13 protein-coding genes are annotated in these 17,351 nt (G+C 73.9%); 6 read left to right on the top strand and 7 right to left on the bottom strand.

Annotated elements, in window-relative coordinates; translation table 11 throughout:
* Positions 1-9: 9 nt before the first annotated feature.
* From SRB5_RS03770 to SRB5_RS03780, 3 genes are all read right to left on the bottom strand, one after another.
* Positions 10-696: a GntR family transcriptional regulator gene (locus SRB5_RS03770; RefSeq protein WP_153449998.1), complete on the bottom strand. Its 687-nt coding sequence runs from the start codon at positions 694-696 to the stop codon at positions 10-12.
* A gap of 143 nt (positions 697-839) precedes the next feature.
* Positions 840-2,306, bottom strand: a complete 1,467-nt coding sequence (pntB, locus tag SRB5_RS03775; protein ID WP_153449999.1) for a Re/Si-specific NAD(P)(+) transhydrogenase subunit beta — start codon at positions 2,304-2,306, stop codon at positions 840-842.
* Between the two features lie 6 nt (positions 2,307-2,312).
* Positions 2,313-3,851 (bottom strand): Re/Si-specific NAD(P)(+) transhydrogenase subunit alpha, encoded by a 1,539-nt coding sequence (locus SRB5_RS03780; protein ID WP_153450000.1) that lies wholly within the window; start codon positions 3,849-3,851, stop codon positions 2,313-2,315.
* A gap of 177 nt (positions 3,852-4,028) precedes the next feature.
* Between SRB5_RS03780 and SRB5_RS03785 the strand changes: the two genes are divergently transcribed.
* Together SRB5_RS03785 and SRB5_RS03790 are read left to right on the top strand one after the other, a co-directional pair.
* A complete protein-coding gene (locus SRB5_RS03785) occupies positions 4,029-5,003 on the top strand; it encodes a 2-dehydropantoate 2-reductase (protein ID WP_323376980.1) in 975 nt (324 codons plus the stop codon).
* Positions 5,004-5,177: 174 nt separating this feature from the next.
* Entirely contained in the window at positions 5,178-6,113 is a 936-nt protein-coding gene (locus tag SRB5_RS03790; RefSeq protein WP_153450002.1) for a LysR family transcriptional regulator, read from the top strand.
* A 12-nt stretch (positions 6,114-6,125) separates the two neighbouring features.
* Here the strand turns inward: SRB5_RS03790 and SRB5_RS03795 are convergent, their stop codons facing one another.
* Complete coding sequence (locus SRB5_RS03795; RefSeq protein WP_153450003.1) at positions 6,126-7,685, bottom strand: FadD7 family fatty acid--CoA ligase; 1,560 nt, start codon at positions 7,683-7,685, stop codon at positions 6,126-6,128.
* Positions 7,686-7,960: 275 nt separating this feature from the next.
* Between SRB5_RS03795 and oxc the strand changes: the two genes are divergently transcribed.
* The 4 genes from oxc (at position 7,961) to SRB5_RS03815 (ending at position 14,633) form a co-directional block, all read left to right on the top strand.
* The gene (gene oxc, locus SRB5_RS03800; RefSeq protein ID WP_153450004.1) at positions 7,961-9,709 is read left to right on the top strand and encodes an oxalyl-CoA decarboxylase; all 1,749 of its coding nucleotides are present in this window, start codon (positions 7,961-7,963) and stop codon (positions 9,707-9,709) included.
* Positions 9,710-9,774: 65 nt separating this feature from the next.
* Positions 9,775-10,401 (top strand): YigZ family protein, encoded by a 627-nt coding sequence (locus SRB5_RS03805; RefSeq protein ID WP_153450005.1) that lies wholly within the window; start codon positions 9,775-9,777, stop codon positions 10,399-10,401.
* Between the two features lie 75 nt (positions 10,402-10,476).
* A complete protein-coding gene (locus SRB5_RS03810; protein ID WP_153450006.1) occupies positions 10,477-11,643 on the top strand; it encodes an exonuclease SbcCD subunit D in 1,167 nt (388 codons plus the stop codon).
* On the top strand, positions 11,640-14,633 hold the full coding sequence (locus SRB5_RS03815; RefSeq protein WP_323376981.1) for an SMC family ATPase: 2,994 nt from the start codon (positions 11,640-11,642) through the stop codon (positions 14,631-14,633). Before SRB5_RS03810 ends, SRB5_RS03815 begins: the two co-directional genes overlap by 4 nt.
* A 4-nt stretch (positions 14,634-14,637) precedes the next feature.
* Here the strand turns inward: SRB5_RS03815 and SRB5_RS03820 are convergent, their stop codons facing one another.
* The 3 genes from SRB5_RS03820 to SRB5_RS03830 all read right to left on the bottom strand — a co-directional run bounded on the left by SRB5_RS03820 (position 14,638) and on the right by SRB5_RS03830 (position 17,327).
* On the bottom strand, positions 14,638-15,039 hold the full coding sequence (locus SRB5_RS03820) for a nuclear transport factor 2 family protein (RefSeq protein ID WP_153450007.1): 402 nt from the start codon (positions 15,037-15,039) through the stop codon (positions 14,638-14,640).
* Positions 15,040-15,100: 61 nt separating this feature from the next.
* A complete protein-coding gene (locus SRB5_RS03825; protein WP_153450008.1) occupies positions 15,101-16,786 on the bottom strand; it encodes a DUF885 domain-containing protein in 1,686 nt (561 codons plus the stop codon).
* A 61-nt stretch (positions 16,787-16,847) separates the two neighbouring features.
* On the bottom strand, positions 16,848-17,327 hold the full coding sequence (locus SRB5_RS03830; RefSeq protein WP_153450009.1) for an Lrp/AsnC family transcriptional regulator: 480 nt from the start codon (positions 17,325-17,327) through the stop codon (positions 16,848-16,850).
* Between the last annotated feature and the right edge of the window lie 24 nt (positions 17,328-17,351).

Below are 17,351 nucleotides of genomic sequence, written 5' to 3' on the forward strand. Positions count from 1 at the left end.
GCGCCGGGTTCAGGGCGCCTGGGTCAGCTGCCGGCAGTAGAAGTCGGTGGTGGTACGGGTGTGGTGCTGCATCAGTTCCTCGGCCCGGTCCGCGTCGCCGGCCGCGATGCGTTCGATGATGCCGGCGTGCTCGTTCCAGGCATCCTTGCCGCGCGGCCGGGCGATGGGCATGTAGTACCAGCGCACCCGGCGGTCGACCTGGCGGATCAGCTCCGCGAGGATCGCGTTGCGGGCGAGCTCGGTGATGAACCCGTGCAGCGCCGCGTTGGCCTCGACGATGCCGCGGGCGTCGTCCTTCTGGAGCGCGGCGATCCCGGCGGCCTGCAGCTCCCACAGCCGGGCGACGTCCGGGGCGGTGGCGTGCTGCGCGGCGCCGCGCGCCGAGTAGGTCTCCAGGACGGCGCGGATGCTGAGGAGCTGGGTGGCCTCCTCGACGGTGGGGCTGTGTACGAACGCGCCGTGCGCGGGGCGCAGTTCCACCCAGCCGTCTGTCTGCAGCCGCAGCAGGGCCTCACGCACCGGCTGCCGGCTCACGCCCAGGTCCGCGGCGAGTTCGGCCTCGATCAGATGCTGGCCCGGTTTGAGTACGCCGCCGACGATGAGCTCGATCAGGGCGTCGTAGACCGCCTGGCGCAGCGGCGTGGGCCGGCTGACGGGCGAGGTCACGGTGACCGGGGCGGTGCGTGGCTTGAACATGTTGATCCCCCTCGAGGTGGCGGCGCTGTTGGGAGGTACGGGTGATGCGCGTCGCGCGGCGGCCGGGAGAGTGCTTCCGGGCCGCCGCGCGACGTTCGTGCGGTGGGGGTGGACAGGGGTAGGGGACGGGATACCGGGTGCTGTCAGGCGGGTGCGGGCTGCGCCTGCGGGGTGCGGGTGCCCGGGGCCGGGTCGGCCGCGGCCAGCTCGCGCAGGATCGCCTCCACGCTCTCCTTGGCGTCGCCGAAGAGCATGCTGCTGTTCTCGCGGAAGAAGAGCGGGTTCTGGACGCCCGCGTAGCCCGAGGCCATGGACCGCTTGAAGACGACGACGTGCTCCGCCTCCCACACCCGCAGCACCGGCATCCCCGCGATGGGGCTCGACGGATCGTCCGTCGCCGCCGGGTTGACGGTGTCGTTGGCGCCGATGACCAGGACCACCGAGGTGCCGGCGAAGTCGTCGTTGATCTCGTCCATCTCCAGCACCACGTCGTACGGCACCCGCGCCTCGGCCAGCAGGACGTTCATGTGCCCCGGCAGCCGCCCGGCCACCGGATGCACGCCGAAGCGCACCGTGACGCCGCGCTCGCGCAGCCGGCGCGTCAGCTCCGCCACCGGGTGCTGGGCCTGGGCGACGGCCATCCCGTACCCCGGGGTGATGATCACCTCGGTGGCGGCGGCCAGCGCGTTCGCGGTGTCCTCGGCGCTGATCTCCCGGTGCTCGCCCTGCTCCTCCGTACCGCCGGCCGGGGCCTCGATCCCGAAGCCGCCGGCGATGACGGACAGGAAGGACCGGTTCATGGCCCGGCACATGACGTACGACAGATAGGCGCCGGAGGAGCCGACGAGGGCGCCGGTGACGATGAGGAGGTTGTTGTCCAGCAGGAATCCCGCCGCCGCGGCCGCCCAGCCCGAGTAGCTGTTGAGCATCGAGACCACGACGGGCATGTCGCCGCCGCCGATGGAGGCGACCAGATGCCAGCCGAGGGCGAGCGCGAGCACGGTGACGGCGATCATCAGCCCGAGGCTCGGGGCGGCCGTGAACCAGACGGTCAGGGCCACGAAGGCGACCAGCGCGCCGACGTTGAGCAGATTCTTCCCGGGCAGCGTCAGCGGCCGGGACTTGATCCGCGCCGACAGCTTCAGGAACGCGATCACCGATCCGGTGAAGGTGACGGCGCCGATGAAGATGCCGATGAAGACCTCGGCGTGGTGGATCCGCAGCAGCGATCCGGTCAGCGCCTCGGCGGTGCCCGGGTCCCGGTCGGCGACCTCCAGATAGCTGTTCCAGCCGATCAGTACGGCCGCCAGCCCGACGAGGCTGTGCAGGACGGCGATCAGCTCGGGCATCTGGGTCATCTCGACCCGCCGCGCCCGCCAGAGTCCGACGGCTGCGCCGATCGCGCCGGCGACGAGGATCAGCACGATCGGTCCGGCGGACACGGAGCGCCCGGCGACGACGACGGTGGCGACGAGCGCCGCCGCCATCCCGGCGATCCCGTAGGCCACCCCGGCCCGGGCGGTGTGGTGCTGCGAGAGTCCCGCCAGGCTGAGGACGAAGAGCAGTGCGGCGACGATGTCGGCGGCCTGGGCCGCCGTGGATGCGTTCATCGGATCTCAGCCTTTCGAGAACATGCCGAGCATGCGACGGGTGACGGCGAACCCACCGAAGACGTTCACGGTGGTGAGCAGGACGGCCAGGAAGGCGAGCCAGGTGACGGCCGGCGGGCCGTGGCCGATCTGGAGCACCGCGCCGACGACCACGATCCCGGAGATCGCGTTGGTCACCGACATCAGCGGGGTGTGCAGCGCGTGGTGGACCTTGCCGATCACGTAGTAGCCGATGACCACGGCCAGCGCGAACACGGTGAAGTTGGCGGCGAGCCGGGCGGGGGAGACGGCGATCAGCCCGAACAGGGCGAGCATCCCGAGCCCGACCAGCCCGTACCGGCCGCGCTCCGACAGCCGCCGCGGCGGCGGGGGTTCGGCGGGCGCGGCGGCCGGCGGGGTCTGCGCGGGGGCCGAGGAGACCGCGACGGGCGGCGGGGGCCACAGGGTCGTGCCCTCGTGCACCACGGTCACCGAGCGCTGGACGACGTCCTCGAGGTCGAGGGTGAGGCGGCCGTCGCGTTCGGGGGTGAGGAGCTTGAGGAGGTTCACCAGGTTGGTGCCGTACAGCTGTGAGGCCTGGGCGGGGAGGCGGCCGGCGAGGTCGGTGTAGCCGATGATCGTGACGCCGTTGTCGGTGACGACGGAGCGGCCGGCCACGGTGCCCTCGACGTTCCCGCCCTGGGCGGCGGCCATGTCGACGATGACGCTGCCCGGCTTCATCGAGGCGACCTGCTCGGCGGTGATCAGGCGGGGCGCGGGGCGGCCGGGGATCAGGGCCGTGGTGACGACGATGTCGACGTCGCGGGTCTGCTCGGAGTAGATCTCGGCGGCGCGCCGGTCGTACGCCTCGGAGGTCGCCCGGGCGTAGCCGTCGCCGGACGCCTCCTGCTCGACCTCGACGGGCAGGAACTCGCCGCCGAGCGAGCGGACCTGGTCGGCGACCTCCGCGCGCGGGTCGGTGGCCCGTACCACCGCGCCCAGGCTGCCCGCGGCGCCGATGGCCGCGAGGCCGGCCACGCCGGCGCCGGCCACCAGCACCTTGGCGGGCGGTACCTTGCCGGCGGCGGTGACCTGGCCGGTGAAGAACCGGCCGAAGGCGTGGGCCGCCTCGACGACCGCCCGGTAGCCGGCGATGTTGGCCATCGAGCTGAGGACGTCCAGCGACTGTGCCCGGGAGATGCGGGGCACGGCGTCCATCGACAGTGCGGTCAGCGGCCGGCTCGCGAGGAGCTCCAGCAGGCCGGGGTTCTGTGCGGGCGCGAGCAGGCCGACGACGGTCGCCCCGTCCTTCAGCCGCCGCACCTCGTCCGGCGACGGGGCGTTGACCTTGAGGACCACGTCGGTGTGCCAGGGATCGCCGACGGTCGCGCCGGCCTCGGCGTACGCGGGGTCGGTGAAGCCGGAGGCGGTGCCCGCCCCGGGTTCGACGACCACCTCGTAGCCGAGGGCGGTCAGGCGGCGGACGGTGTCCGGTGTGGCCGCCACCCGGGTCTCCCCGGCGGTCGATTCGGCGGCCACACCGATGCGTTGTGGTGGGGCTGTCATGGCTCTCCTTCGCTCAGGGACCCGTACGGGCACCGGGACAAGAGGCATGCAGAATACTGTATGCAACTTTGAGCCTCCAGAGGTCGGGAGGCCCGCGTTCTGCGGGAGGGGTGTACAGCGGACTGCAGACTGCATACAGTATCCAGACCCTCATCCTTCCTCCTGAGAGGAGATGCCGTGAAGATCGCAGTCCTGGGAGCCGGCGCCATCGGAGCCTTCGTGGGAGCGGCCCTGCACCGGGGCGGTGCCGACGTCCACCTGGTCGCCCGCGGCCCCCATCTGCAGGCCATCCGCGAGCGCGGGGTCAGCGTCCTGAGCCCGCGCGGTGACTTCACCGCCCACCCGCACGCCACCGACGACCCCGCCGAGATCGGACCGGTGGATGTCGTGTTCCTCGGGCTCAAGGCGCATTCCTACGCGTCCAGCGGCCCCCTGATCGAACCGCTCCTCGGCGACCACACCGCCGTCGTCGCCGGCCAGAACGGCATCCCCTGGTGGTACTTCCACCGGCTGACCGGCCCGTACGAGGGCCGCCGCATCGAGGCCGTCGACCCCGACGGCGCCACCAGCAAGGTCCTGGCGCCGGAGCGCGCCGTGGGCTGCGTGGTCTACCCGGCCACCGTGATCGAGTCCCCGGGCGTGATCCGCCATCTCGAGGGCACCCGCTTCTCCATCGGCGAACCGGGCGGCGAGATCTCGCAGCGCTGCACCGATCTGAGCGATGCCATGATCGCCGGCGGGCTGAAGTGCCCGGTGGAGCCCAACTTGCGCGACGACATATGGATCAAGCTGATGGGCAACGTCGCGTTCAACCCGATCAGCGCCCTCACCCGGGCCACCATGGTCGACATCTGCCGGCACGCGCCCTCGCGGCGGCTGGTGGCCGAGCTGATGGAGGAGACCCTGGACATCGCCGCCCGGGTCGGCAGCACCCCGGACATCTCCATCGAACGGCGGCTGCGGGGCGCGGAGGGCGTCGGCGACCACAAGACGTCGATGCTCCAGGACCTCGAGGCCGGCAAGCAGCTGGAGCTCGACGCGATCGTCACGGCCGTGGTCGAGATGGCCGACATCACGGGCGCCGAGGCGCCGCGGCTGCGGGCGATCGCCGCGGCGACGGAGCTCCTGGCGCGCAGCACCGGTACGGACTGACGGCCGGCCCGGCTTCCGGCACCGGTGGTGCGGGAGCCGGGCCCGCGGCGGCGGCCGTACGTGCGGCGGGTGCGTCGTACGCGGCGGCGGGTAGGCTCGGGCGACCCGGCCCCCGGCGCGGTGTCCGACCTGGTGGGGGCGGGGATGTGTGGGGCGACGAGACCGGAGGCGAGCATGCTCTTCCGTCAGCTGGAGTACTTCGTGGCGGTGGCCCGGGAGAAGCACTTCGCGCGTGCCGCGGACGCCTGCTTCGTCTCGCAGCCCGCGCTGTCGGTGTCGATCGCCAAGCTGGAGCGCGAGCTCAACGTCACGCTGATCAACCGCGGCCACACCTACCAGGGCCTCACGCCCGAGGGGGAGCGCCTGGTCGTCTGGGCCAAGCGGATCCTCGCCGAGCAGGAGGCGTTCAAGGCCGAGGTCGCGGCCGTCCAGTCCGGTGTCACCGGGACCCTGCGCCTGGGCGCGGAGCCCACGGCCTCCACCACGCTGGCCCTGCCGGTGACGGCCTTCTGCGCCGCGCATCCGCTGGCCCGGGTCCAGGTGCGCTCACGGCTGTCGACCACGGAGCTGATCCGCCAGCTGCGCTCCTTCGAGCTCGACGCGGCCATCGCCCACTTCGGCCCCGAGGACCGCGACGGGCTGCAGGTCACACCGCTGTACGAGGAGCGGTACATGCTGCTCGCCGCAGCCGACCAGCCGCTGCCCCAGTCCGACACCGTCACCTGGGCCGAAGCCTCCCAGCTGCCCCTCGCCCTGCTCACCCGCGACATGCGGATCCGCCAGGTGATCGACGCCGCGTTCACCCGCAGCGGCGTCACCGTCACCCCCCAGGTGGAGACCGACTCGGTGGCCACCCTCTACGCGAACGTGGGCGCCGGCGCCTGCACCAGCATCGTCCCCCACACCTGGCTGCGGGCCCTGCCCGTCACCGGCCGGATGCGGGCGCTGCGGCTGGTCGAACCCGACGCCCGGGCGCTCATATCCGTCGCCATCCACGACGCCACCCCCGGCTCGCTCGCCGCCCGCGCGTTCATCAGCGCGGCCGCCTCCCTCAGCCTGGACGAGTTCTTCGACGGCCCCGTCCCGGCAGCCGAACCCCTGGTCCGCTGACCCGCCCCGCCCTCAGCGCCCGAACCGCAGCCGCACCGCCTGCCGGTCCAGCACCCCCTTGGCGGTGTACGGCAGCGCCGCGACGACCTCCACGCGGCCGGGCACCGCGAACGCGGCCAGCCGGTCCCGGCAGTACTCGATGATCTGCGCCGGCTCCGCCTCCTCGCCCTCGCACAGCACCACCGCCGCACCCACCCGGTGCCCGCCACCCACGTCCGGCACCCCGAACACGGCGGCCTCCGCCACGGCCGGAAACCCCCGCAGCACGTCCTCCACGTACTCGGGGGACACCTGGTCCCCGGCGTGGGCGATCAGATTCCGGATCCGCCCGCCGAGGAACAGCACCCCGTCGGCGTCCAGATGCCCCAGATCCCCGGTCCGCAGCCAGCCCCCGCGAAACGCCCGCGCGGTCGCCGCCGGATCGTCCAGATACCCCCGGGCCACGGCCGGCCCCCGCATCCAGACCTCGCCCCGCAGCCCCGGCGGGCACTCCCGCCCCGCCGGGTCGGCGATCCGGATGAGCATCCCGGCCGGCCGGCCCACCGAACCGTGCTCCGACGTCTTCCCTGGCGGCAGCGTCTCGCTGCTCCCCTGATGGGAGGCCTCCGTCAGGCCGTACGCGGACAGCAGCGGCACCCCGAGGGTGCGCTCCAGCGCCCGCTGCGTCGCGGTGTTGAGCGGGGCGCTGGAGCTGCGGGCGAAGCGCAGCGAGGGCAGCGGCTCGGGGTGCTCGTCGGCCGACCGGTCCAGCAGCACCTCGTGGATGGCGGGCGCCGCCGTGAACCAGCTGGCCCGCACCGCCCGCATATCGTCCCAGAACCGCCCCGCGGCGAACCGCCCCCCGGCCGGCAGCAGCACACAGCCGCCCCCGGCCAGCGTGGCCAGCAGCGCCGCGATCAGCCCGTGGGTGTGGAAGAGCGGCATCACGGCCACCGTCGCGTCCCGCGGCCCCAGCTCGTACGCCGTGCACAGCCCCCGTACCGCCGCCGCCACGTTCGCGTGGGTCAGCGGCACCAGCCGGGCCCGGTCGGTGGTCCCCGACGTCGACATGATCAGCGCGTCGTCCGGGCCCAGCTCCGGCGGCGCCGGACGGGGCGGGCCCAGCGGCGCCGGCGCCGTGTCCAGCACGACGGCCCCCGGATCACCGGGGACCCGTACCCGCCAGGCGGGCACGTCCGCGGGCGGCCCCTCCCCGTACAGCGCCACCCGCGCCCCCGCCGTCGCCAGCCGCGCCGCCAGCTCACCGGGCGGCAGCGCCGGGTCCAGCGGGGCGACGACCGCACCGGCCCGCGCCGCGCCCAGCAGGGCCACGACGAACTCGACGGTGTTGCGGGCGGCCAGCCCCACCCGGTCGCCCGGCCGCAGTCCCGCGGCGGTGAGCCGGCCGGCCAGCGTGTCGGCGAGCGCGGCCAGGGCGGCGTACGTGACCTCGGCGCGCTCCGCGCCGGCCACCAGTGCCCGGGCGTCGGGACGGGCCCGTACGGGACCGTCCAGCAGATCGACGAGGCCGGTCAGGGCGGGCGGGTGGTAGCGGTCCGGTTCACGCACGGACGACATGGCCGAACCGGCCATCGCCGCACCTCCTCGCGCCAGTCGGGGCCAACAGCCGACACAGATGAGACGGTCGACCAAGAGCCTGCGGCGCCCGGGCCCGGGGCGTCCAATGCCCAACCGCGAAGGGCCGATAGCCGGCGGCTATCACCGCAGGTGTCCCCGCTCTTGTCCGACCTTGATAAACGCGGGTTATCGGCTGGTCGCCGTCAGGTCTTGGACGGGGCGCGGCCCCGGTGCGGAAGGTGGGTCCATCAGACGTACGGCATCGCCTTGCCCAAGGAGGACCTCGGACCATGACCGCCCCCTCACCACAGGAGACCGCGGCGAACGCCGACGCGCCGGCCGAGCTCACCGACGGGTACCACCTGGTCGTCGACGCCCTGAAGCTCAACGACGTCGACACCATCTACGGCCTGGTCGGCATCCCCATCACCGACCTGGCCCGGCTCGCGCAGGCCGAGGGCATCCGCTACATCGGCTTCCGGCACGAGAGCAACGCCACCCACGCCGCCGCCGCGGCCGGGTATCTCACCAAGAAGCCGGGCATCGCGCTCACCGTATCCGCGCCCGGCTTCCTCAACGGCCTGGTGGGCCTGGCGAACGCCACCACCAACTGCTTCCCCATGGTGCAGATCTCCGGCTCCAGCGAGCGCCACCTCGTCGACCTCAAGCAGGGCGACTACGAGGAGATGGACCAGCTCGCAGCGGCCCAGCAGTTCTGCAAGGCCGCCTACCGCATCAGCCGCGTCGAGGACATCGGCCGCGGCATCGCCCGCGCCCTGCGCACCGCCGTGTCGGGCCGGCCCGGCGGCGTCTACCTGGACATCCCGGCCGCCGTGCTGGGCTCCATCATGGACAAGGCCGAGGGCGCCAAGACCCTCAGCCGGCTGGTCGACCCCTCGCCGCGCCAGCTGCCCGCGCCCGACGCCGTGGACCGCGCGATCGAGCTGCTCGCCGGCGCCGAGCGGCCGCTGGTGGTGCTCGGCAAGGGCGCCGCGTACGCGCAGGCCGACGACCGCATCCGCGAGTTCGTCGAGTCGACGGGCATCCCGTACATCCCGATGTCGATGGCCAAGGGCCTGCTGCCCGACGACCACCCGCAGTCCGCCGCCACCGCCCGCTCGCTGGCGCTGAAGAAGGCCGACGTCGTGATGCTCGTCGGCGCCCGCCTCAACTGGCTGCTCAACCACGGCCAGGCACCCCAGTGGAACCCGGACGCCAAGTTCATCCAGGTCGACATCGAGCCCAAGGAGCTGGACAGCAACCAGCCGATCGCGGCGCCGCTGGTCGGCGACGTCGAGTCCGTGCTCGAGGTGATCGCCGAGCGCGCCAAGCCCGGGCAGATCTCCGCCCCCGCCGCCTGGCGCGAGGAGCTGGCGACCCGCTCCGCCGCGAACGTCCAGAAGATGGCCGGCCGGCTGGCCGCCGACCCGCACCCGATGCAGTTCATGGGCGCGCTGCGGGCCGTACGCGACGTCCTGCGCGAGAACCGGCACGCGTACCTCGTCAACGAGGGCGCCAACGCCCTCGACATGGCGCGCAACGTCATCGACATGCACGTCCCCCGCCACCGCCTCGACGTCGGCACCTGGGGCGTCATGGGCATCGGCATGGGCTACGCCATCGCCGCCGCCGTCGAGACGGGCCAGCCCGTCATCGCCGTCGAGGGCGACAGCGCCTTCGGGTTCAGCGGTATGGAGGTCGAGACGATCTGCCGGTACGGGCTCCCCGTCACCGTCGTGATCATGAACAACGGCGGCGTGTACCGCGGCGACGAGACCAACCCCCTCGACGACGCCCCCGCGCCCACCACCCTGATGCTGAACGCCCGGCACGACCAGATGATGGAGGCGTTCGGCGGCAAGGGCTACCGGGCCACCACCCCCGCCGAGGTCACCGCGGCGCTCACCGAGGCCCTGGCCGCGGGCGGCCCCGCGCTCATCGACTGCGCCATCGACCCGGGCGCGGGCTCCGAGAGCGGCCACATCGCGCACCTCAACCCCAAGGGGATCACCGCCGGCACCATCGGCGGCAAGAAGTAACCGCCCCGGCCGCTTCCCCACCGCCGCCGTGCGGAGGGGAAGCGGCCGCCGCGTAGGGTGGCGGCATGCGGGAGCAGTACGAGACAGTCGCCGGTGAGAGCGTCCACGAGACCGAGGTGAACCGGTCGCGCTTCATCTGCGCGCTGGCCCCGGCCGCGACGGAGGCGGACGCGCAGGACTTCCTGGCGAAGATCCGTACGGAACACCCCACCGCCACCCACAACTGCTTCGCCTACGTCGTCGGCGCCGGCGCCGAGGTCCAGAAGGCCGGCGACGACGGCGAGCCCGGCGGCACGGCCGGGCTGCCCATGCTCCAGATGCTCATGCGTCGCGAGCTGCGCTACGTCGTGGCTGTCGTCACCCGCTACTTCGGCGGCACGAAACTGGGCGCCGGCGGCCTCATCCGCGCCTACGGCGGCGCGGTCGGCGCCGCCCTCGACGCCGCGGGCACCGTGACCCGCCGCCGCTTCCGCCTCGCCACCGTCACCGTCGACCACCAGCGCGCCGGGAAGGTCGAGAACGACCTGCGGGCCACCGGCCGCGACGTCCGGGACGTGGACTACGGGGCGCGCGTCGTCATCGGCATCGCCCTTCCCGAAGGCGAAATCGAACAGTTCCGCGGCTGGCTGGCCGACGCCACCGCCGGGACGGCGGAGTTCACCCTGGGTGGGGAGACGTACGGAACGGTGTGAGCGGCGTTCGAACACGGACCCCGTCCGGGGGCTTCGCACCCGCGATGTCAGACCCCGCCGATACAGTCCTGCCTCATGCGATTCCTGCACACGTCCGACTGGCACCTGGGACGGTCCTTCCACCGGGTGAGCATGCTCGACGCCCAGCGTGACTTCGTCGGCCATCTCGTCGGCGCCGTGCGCGAGCACGCCGTGGACGCCGTCCTCGTCGCCGGTGACGTGTACGACCGGGCGGTGCCGCCGCTGGCGGCCGTGGAGCTGTACGACGAGGCGCTGCACCGGCTCGCGGAGCTGGGGGTGCCGACGGTGATGATCTCCGGGAACCATGACTCGGCGCGGCGGCTGGGCGTCGGCGCGGGGCTGATGGGGCGGGCGGGGATCCATCTGCGGACCGATCCGGCGTCGTGCGCCGAGCCGGTGGTGCTGGCCGACGGGCACGGGGAGGTCGCTCTGTACGGGCTGCCGTATCTCGAACCCGCCCTGGTGCGCGGGGAGTTCGGGGTGGAGCGGGCCGGGCACGCGGAGGTGCTGGCCGCCGCGATGGACCGGGTGCGGGCGGATCTGGCCGGGCGGGCGCCGGGGACCCGGGCGGTCGTGCTGGCGCACGCCTTCGTCACGGGCGGCGAGGGGTCCGACAGCGAGCGGGACATCTCCGTCGGCGGGGTGGCGTCCGTTCCGGCGTCGGTGTTCGACGGGGTGCACTACGCGGCGCTCGGGCATCTGCACGGGTGCCAGACGATCACCGAGCGGGTGCGTTACTCCGGCTCGCCCCTCGCGTACTCCTTCTCCGAGGCGGTGCACCGCAAGTCGATGTGGCTCGTGGATCTGGCGGCCGACGGGGCCGTGGGCTGCGAGCGTCTGTACTGTCCCGTGCCGCGTCCGCTGGCGCGGCTGCGGGGGCGGCTGGAGGAGCTGCTGGCCGAGCCGGCGTACGAGGAGCACACGGAGTCGTGGATCGAGGCCGTGCTCACCGACCCGGCCCGCCCGTACGAGCCGATGGCGAAGCTGTCCGCCCGCTTCCCGCATCTCGTGAGCCTCGTCTTCGAGCCCGACCGCACCCCCGAGGATCCCCTCGTGTCGTACGCCGAGCGCCTCAGCGGACGCACCGACCGGGAGATCGCCGAGGACTTCGTCGGCCACGTCCGCCCCGGGACCACCGCCACCGACGCCGAGCGCGCGCTGCTCGGCCGCGCCTTCGACGAGGTCCGCGCCGACCTCGCCGTACGGGAGGCGGCCCGGTGAGACTGCACCGCCTGACCGTGTCCGCGTTCGGCCCCTTCGCCGGCCGCGAGGAGATCGACTTCGACGCCCTCTCCGGCGCCGGGATCTTCCTGCTGCACGGGCCCACCGGCGCCGGGAAGACCTCCGTCCTGGACGCCGTCTGCTACGCGCTGTACGGCGCCGTCCCGGGCGCCCGCCAGGGCGGCGGCCTGCGCAGCGACCACGCCGCCGTCGGCACGCCGACGGAGGTCGAGCTGGACTTCACCGTCGCCGGACGGCGGCTGCGGGTGACGCGGCGGCCCGCACAGCTCCGGCCGAAGAAGCGCGGCACCGGGACGACGGAGGACAAGGCCGTCAGCCTGCTGTCCGAGAGCACCGCGGACGGGGGGACGAAGGGGCTGAGCCGGTCGCACCAGGAGATCGGTGAGGAGATCGGGCAGCTGCTGGGGATGACCCGGGAGCAGTTCTGCCAGGTCGTGCTGCTGCCGCAGGGGGATTTCGCAAGGTTCCTGCGCGCGGACGCCGAGGCCCGGGCCAAGTTGCTGGGGCGGCTCTTCGACACGCGGCGGTTCGCGGAGGTCGAGGAGCGGCTCGCCCGGTTCCGCCGGGAGGCGGGGGAGGCCGTCGGGACGGGCGACGAGTGGCTCGTGTCGCTGGCCCACCGGATGTCCGAGGCCGCCGGCCCGCTGCCCGGGGTGGAGCTCCCGGGGCTGACGGCGGGGGAGCCGGGGCTGACGGGGGCGGTGCTGGAGTACGCGGCGCTCGCCCGGTCCACCGCGCGCGAGCTGTGCGACACCGCGGAGCTGGCCGCGCTCGCCGCGGACGCCGGGCACGTACGGGCGGACGAGGCGCTGTCCGGGGCCCGGGAGCTGGCGCGGCTCCAGCGTGAGCACGCCGCCGCGCTGGCGCGTACGCAGGCGGCGCGGGAGCGGAGCCCCGAGCGGGAGCGGACGGCGCGGCGGCTGGAGCGGGGGCGCGCGGCGGACGCCGTGCTGCCGGCGCTGGAGCTGCGGGACGCCGCCGACGCCGAGGAGCGGACGGCGGCGGAGGCCGAGCGGCGGGCGCGGGGGCGGCTGCCGGAGGGGATCGCGGGGGAGAACGCCGAGCGGCTGGCCGCCCGGTCGGGCCAGGTACGCGAGGAGCTCGGCACGCTGAACGCCGCCCGGGCCGCGGAGGGCCGCAGCACGGCGCTGTCCTCGGAGCTCGGCGCCCTTGAACGGGAGGCCGGCGCCGACGAGGACCTCCTCGCCGAGACCGCCGACTGGCTCAAGGGGTGGGAGGAGACCCGGTCCCGGCTCCAGCGGCGCATCGAAGCGGCCCAGGGCGCCGCGATGCGGGCCGAGCAGACCGGCCCCCGGCTCGAGCACGCCACCCGGACACTGGAGGCGGCCCGTCGCCGCGACGAGCTCGCCGTCCGGGCCGAGGACGCCGAGCGTGAGGTGGTCCGGGCCCGGGAGCGGTCGGCCGGCACGCGTGAGCACTGGCTCGACCTCAAGGAGCGCCGCCTGCTCGGCATCGCCGCCGAGCTCGCCGCCGGGCTGCGGCCGGACGAGGCCTGCCCGGTGTGCGGTTCGCACGAGCACCCCGAGCCGGCCCGCACCGAGGCCGGGCACGTCGACCGGCGGACGGAGGAGCAGGCGCTGGCGGAGTACCGGGAGGCCGACGCCGCCCGTGAGCGCGCCGAGCAGGGGCTGCGGTCGGTGCGGGACGTCCTGGCGGCGGCCCGGGAAGAGGCGGGGGCCGCCGACGTCCGGGAGCTCGCCGACGGCGCCGCCGCGCTCACCGGGCAGCTGGCGGAGGCCCGTGCGCAGGCGGCGGGCGCGCTGGCCGCCCGCGAGGACCTCGACCAGGCCGAGGGCGAGTACGACCGCCGCCTCGCCCAGCGGCACGAGGCCGAACAGCGGGTGGTCGCCCGCACCACACGCCGCGAGGCCCTCCTCGACGAGCGCGCGGCGCTGGACGAGCAGATCGCCGCCGCCCGCGGACCCGCTCCCACGGTTGCCGCCCGGGCGAGCGAGCTCACGCGGCAGTCCGAGCTCCTGGAGGAGGCCGCCGCCCGCGCCCGCCAGGCGGAGGTCTCGGCGCTCCGGCTCAAGGAGGCCGACGCGCGGCTCGCCGACGCCGCCTTCCGCGCCGGGTTCGACACGCCGACGGCCGCCGCCGACGCGGTGCTCGACCGCGCCGCCCAGCGCGAGCTCCAGCACCGCCTCGACGCCTGGCAGCGCGAGGACGCCGCGGACGCCGCGACCCTCGCGGACCCCCGTATCCGCGAGGCCGCCGTCCGTCCCCCCGCCGACATCGACGCCGCCCACACCGCGTACGACCGCGCCACCCGCCGGATGCGTGAGCGCGCCGCGGACCGGACGCGGGCCGAGGAGCGCCGCACGGCGCTCGACCGGCTCGGCGAGCGGGCGACGGCGGAGATCCGCCGGATCGCGCCGCTGCGGGCGGAGTACGAGCGCGTCGCCCGCCTGGCGTCCCTGGCGGCCGGAACGTCGGCGGAGAACGAACGCAAGATGCGCCTGGAGTCCTACGTCCTGGCGGCCCGCCTCGAACAGGTCGCCGCCACCGCCTCACTCCGCCTGCGCCGGATGTCGGCCGGCCGCTTCACCCTGGTCCACTCCGACGGCCGGGGCGGCCGCGGCCGCTCGGGCCTCGGCCTGCACGTGGTCGACGCCTGGACCGGCAGCGAACGCGAGGCGTCGTCCCTCTCCGGCGGCGAGAGCTTCTTCGCCTCCCTGGCCCTGGCCCTGGGCCTCGCGGACGTGGTCACGGAGGAGGCCGGAGGCGTCCGCCTCGACACCCTGTTCATCGACGAGGGCTTCGGCAGCCTCGACGAACAGACCCTGGACGAGGTCCTGGACGTCCTCGACTCCCTCCGCGAACGCGACCGCACGGTAGGCATAGTCAGCCACGTCCCGGACCTCCGCCGCCGTATCCCCACCCAACTCCAGGTCCACAAGACGAAGTCGGGCTCGACGGTCCGCCTGCGCACGACGGGGGAGTGGTGACCGGTCAGTCGAAGTATGCCCGCGCCACGGCGTAGGTGTCCTCGTAGAGGTGGTAGCGCGTGATCCGGCCGTCCTCGACCGTGGTGTGCAGGACGAACGCCGTGTCGATGGACCGGCCCGTCCTCAGGACCTCCGAGACCATGTGGCCGATGAACACCACGTCGTCGCCCTGGGAGATCACCTGACGGACGTCGAGCTCCTTGGTTCGTACGTGCGTGCCCAGGAGGTCGAAGAACGTGCGCATGCCGGCCGCCGAATCGACCTCCGGGACCCAGGGGATGCCGGGCGGGTGGGGGATGGAGAACGACACCGAGTCGGCGAACAGGGCCGCGGCTTCGGCCGACTTGCCCTGGGCGAGCAGCGGGAACAGGCTCTGTACGGTCTCTGCCGGGGTCATCGTCGTCATGTGCGCCGATCCTAGTGACCGGGGCCCCGGGACGGCGTCCCGGAGCCCCGTCGCAAGAGGATCAGATCGCCGACAGTTCCTCCACCAGGTCGTCCAGGCCCAGCGGGCCCTGCGACAGCGCCTCCATGTGCCACTTCTTCGCGTCGAACGACGCCCCGTGCCGCGTCCGCGCCGCCTCGCGGCCCGCGAGCCAGGCGCGTTCGCCCAGCTTGTAGCCGATGGCCTGGCCCGGCATCGACAGATACCGCGTCAGCTCGCTCTCCACGAAGTCCGCGGGCCGCCCGCTGTGCATCCCGAAGAACTCCTGCGCCAGATCCGGCGTCCAGCGCTCGCCCGGGTGGAAGGGGGAGTCCGCCGGGATCTCCAGCCCCAGATGCATGCCGATGTCCACGATCACCCGCGTGGAGCGCATCATCTGCCCGTCGAGATACCCGAGCCGCCGCTCCGCGTCCGTCAGGAACCCCAGCTCGTCCATCAGCCGCTCCGCGTACAGCGCCCACCCCTCGGCGTTGGCGCTCACCCCGCCGACGGTCGCCTGGTAGCGCGACAGCTGGTCCGCCACATGCGCCCACTGCGCGATCTGCAGATGGTGCCCCGGCACCCCCTCGTGGTACCAGGTCGACACCAGGTCGTAGACCGGGAACCGGGTCTCACCCATCGTGGGCAGCCACGTCTGCCCCGGCCGGGAGAAGTCCTCGGACGGCCCCGTGTAGTACGGCGCGGCCGCCCCGCCCGCCGGCGCGATCCGCGACTCCACCCGCCGTACCCGCTCCGCGAGCTCGAAGTGCGTGCCGTCCAGCGCGTCGACCGCCTCGTCCATCAGGGACTGCAGCCACACCCGCACCTCCTCGACGCCCTCGATGTGCTCGCCGTGCACGTCGAGGTGCGCGATCGCCTCCCACGGCGTCGCGGCGCCGGGGAGCACCTTCTGTGCCTCGGCGCGCATCTCGGCCAGCAGCCGGTGGTACTCCGACCAGCCGTACGCGTACGCCTCGTCCAGGTCCAGGTCGGTGCCGTTGAAGTACCGCACCCAGCGCCCGTAGCGCTCGCGCCCCACGGGGTCCGGGCTGCCCGCGACCGCCGGGGCGTAGACGTCGCGCATCCAGTCCCGCAGGACCACGACCCCCCGGCGGGCCGCCTCGGCGGCCGAGTCGAGCTCGGCGCGCAGCGCGTCCGGCCCCGCCGCGGCGAACTCCGCGAACCAGCCGCGTCCCTCGGCCCACTCGGTGAGCTGTCCGACGAACGTCCGCGTCGGACGCGGCCCCCCGTACAGCTCCTTGTCCAGGCCCAGCTTCAGCGACTGCCGGTAGCCCTCCAGCGCCTCGGGCACCGCCCGCAGCCGCCGGGCGATCGCCGCCCAGTCCTCCTCCGTCTCCGCCGGCGTCAGCGTGAACACCTCACGGATGCTGTGCGCGGGGGAGTGGATGTTGCTGACCTCGCGCAGCCCCTCGTCGGCCTCGTGCATGGCGAGTTCCGCGGTCAGCCGCTCCCGCAGCAGCCGGGCGCAGCGCCGTTCGGCCGCGCTGCCGGCCGCCTCGGGGAGTTTCTCCGCCCCGTCCAGTTTCGCCAGGGTGGCGCGGGCGAGGCCGGCGCGGGCCTCCTGCCCGGCCGGGGAGAAGTCGGGCAGCAGCGCCGAACTGGCGGCGACGCCGAGGTAGGTGCCGGTGATCGGGTCGAGGGCGATCAGGTCGTCGACGTAGGCGTCGGCGACCTGCCGCGGGAGCTGGGGGTGCGTGGTGTCGGACATACGGGCCATCCTCGTATACGTAGCGTGCTCACGTCATCCCATATCCGTGGTCCCGGGACGATCAGGTGGGATCCCCCGGCAGCAGCGGGCCGCACTCCCACTGCTGGAAGATGAGCCGGGTTTCCACCCGGGCCACTTCCTTGCGCGAGGTGAACTCGTCCAGCACCAGCCGCTGCAGATCGGCGGGTCCGGTCACCGCCACATGGACGAGATAGTCGTCCGGCCCGGTCAGATGGAACAGCGCCCGGGACTCCGGCAGCCCCCGCACCCGGTCCACGAACGGCCCGATCAGCTCCCGCCGGTGCGGCCGCACCTGGACCATGAGCAGCGCCTCCAGCCCCCGCCCGAGCTTCGCCGGGTCCAGCTGCAGCCGGTGGCCGAGGATCACCCCGGCGCGCCGCAGCCGGGCCACCCGGTCCAGACAGGTGGACGGGGCGATGCCCACGGCGGCCGCGAGATCGCGGTTGGTGGTCCGGGCGTCGTTCTGCAGCACCCGCAGAATCTCCAGGTCCACCGGATCGAGGGACACGGAATCGGACATCTGCCGAACTTAGCACGGGGATCC

It is taken from the genome of Streptomyces smaragdinus, from assembly GCF_009604385.1.
Lineage (GTDB): Bacteria > Actinomycetota > Actinomycetes > Streptomycetales > Streptomycetaceae > Streptomyces > Streptomyces smaragdinus.

Bases quoted from the DNA above. Each gene is read 5' to 3' on its own strand.
- SRB5_RS03770 (WP_153449998.1), bottom strand. From the start codon at position 696: ATGTTCAAGCCACGCACCGCCCCGGTCACCGTGACCTCGCCCGTCAGC.
- pntB (WP_153449999.1), bottom strand. From the start codon at position 2,306: ATGAACGCATCCACGGCGGCCCAGGCCGCCGACATCGTCGCCGCACTG.
- SRB5_RS03780 (WP_153450000.1), bottom strand. From the start codon at position 3,851: ATGACAGCCCCACCACAACGCATCGGTGTGGCCGCCGAATCGACCGCC.
- SRB5_RS03790 (WP_153450002.1), top strand. From the start codon at position 5,178: ATGCTCTTCCGTCAGCTGGAGTACTTCGTGGCGGTGGCCCGGGAGAAG.
- SRB5_RS03795 (WP_153450003.1), bottom strand. From the start codon at position 7,685: ATGGCCGGTTCGGCCATGTCGTCCGTGCGTGAACCGGACCGCTACCAC.
- oxc (WP_153450004.1), top strand. From the start codon at position 7,961: ATGACCGCCCCCTCACCACAGGAGACCGCGGCGAACGCCGACGCGCCG.
- SRB5_RS03805 (WP_153450005.1), top strand. From the start codon at position 9,775: ATGCGGGAGCAGTACGAGACAGTCGCCGGTGAGAGCGTCCACGAGACC.
- SRB5_RS03810 (WP_153450006.1), top strand. From the start codon at position 10,477: ATGCGATTCCTGCACACGTCCGACTGGCACCTGGGACGGTCCTTCCAC.
- SRB5_RS03820 (WP_153450007.1), bottom strand. From the start codon at position 15,039: ATGACGACGATGACCCCGGCAGAGACCGTACAGAGCCTGTTCCCGCTG.
- SRB5_RS03825 (WP_153450008.1), bottom strand. From the start codon at position 16,786: ATGTCCGACACCACGCACCCCCAGCTCCCGCGGCAGGTCGCCGACGCC.
- SRB5_RS03830 (WP_153450009.1), bottom strand. From the start codon at position 17,327: ATGTCCGATTCCGTGTCCCTCGATCCGGTGGACCTGGAGATTCTGCGG.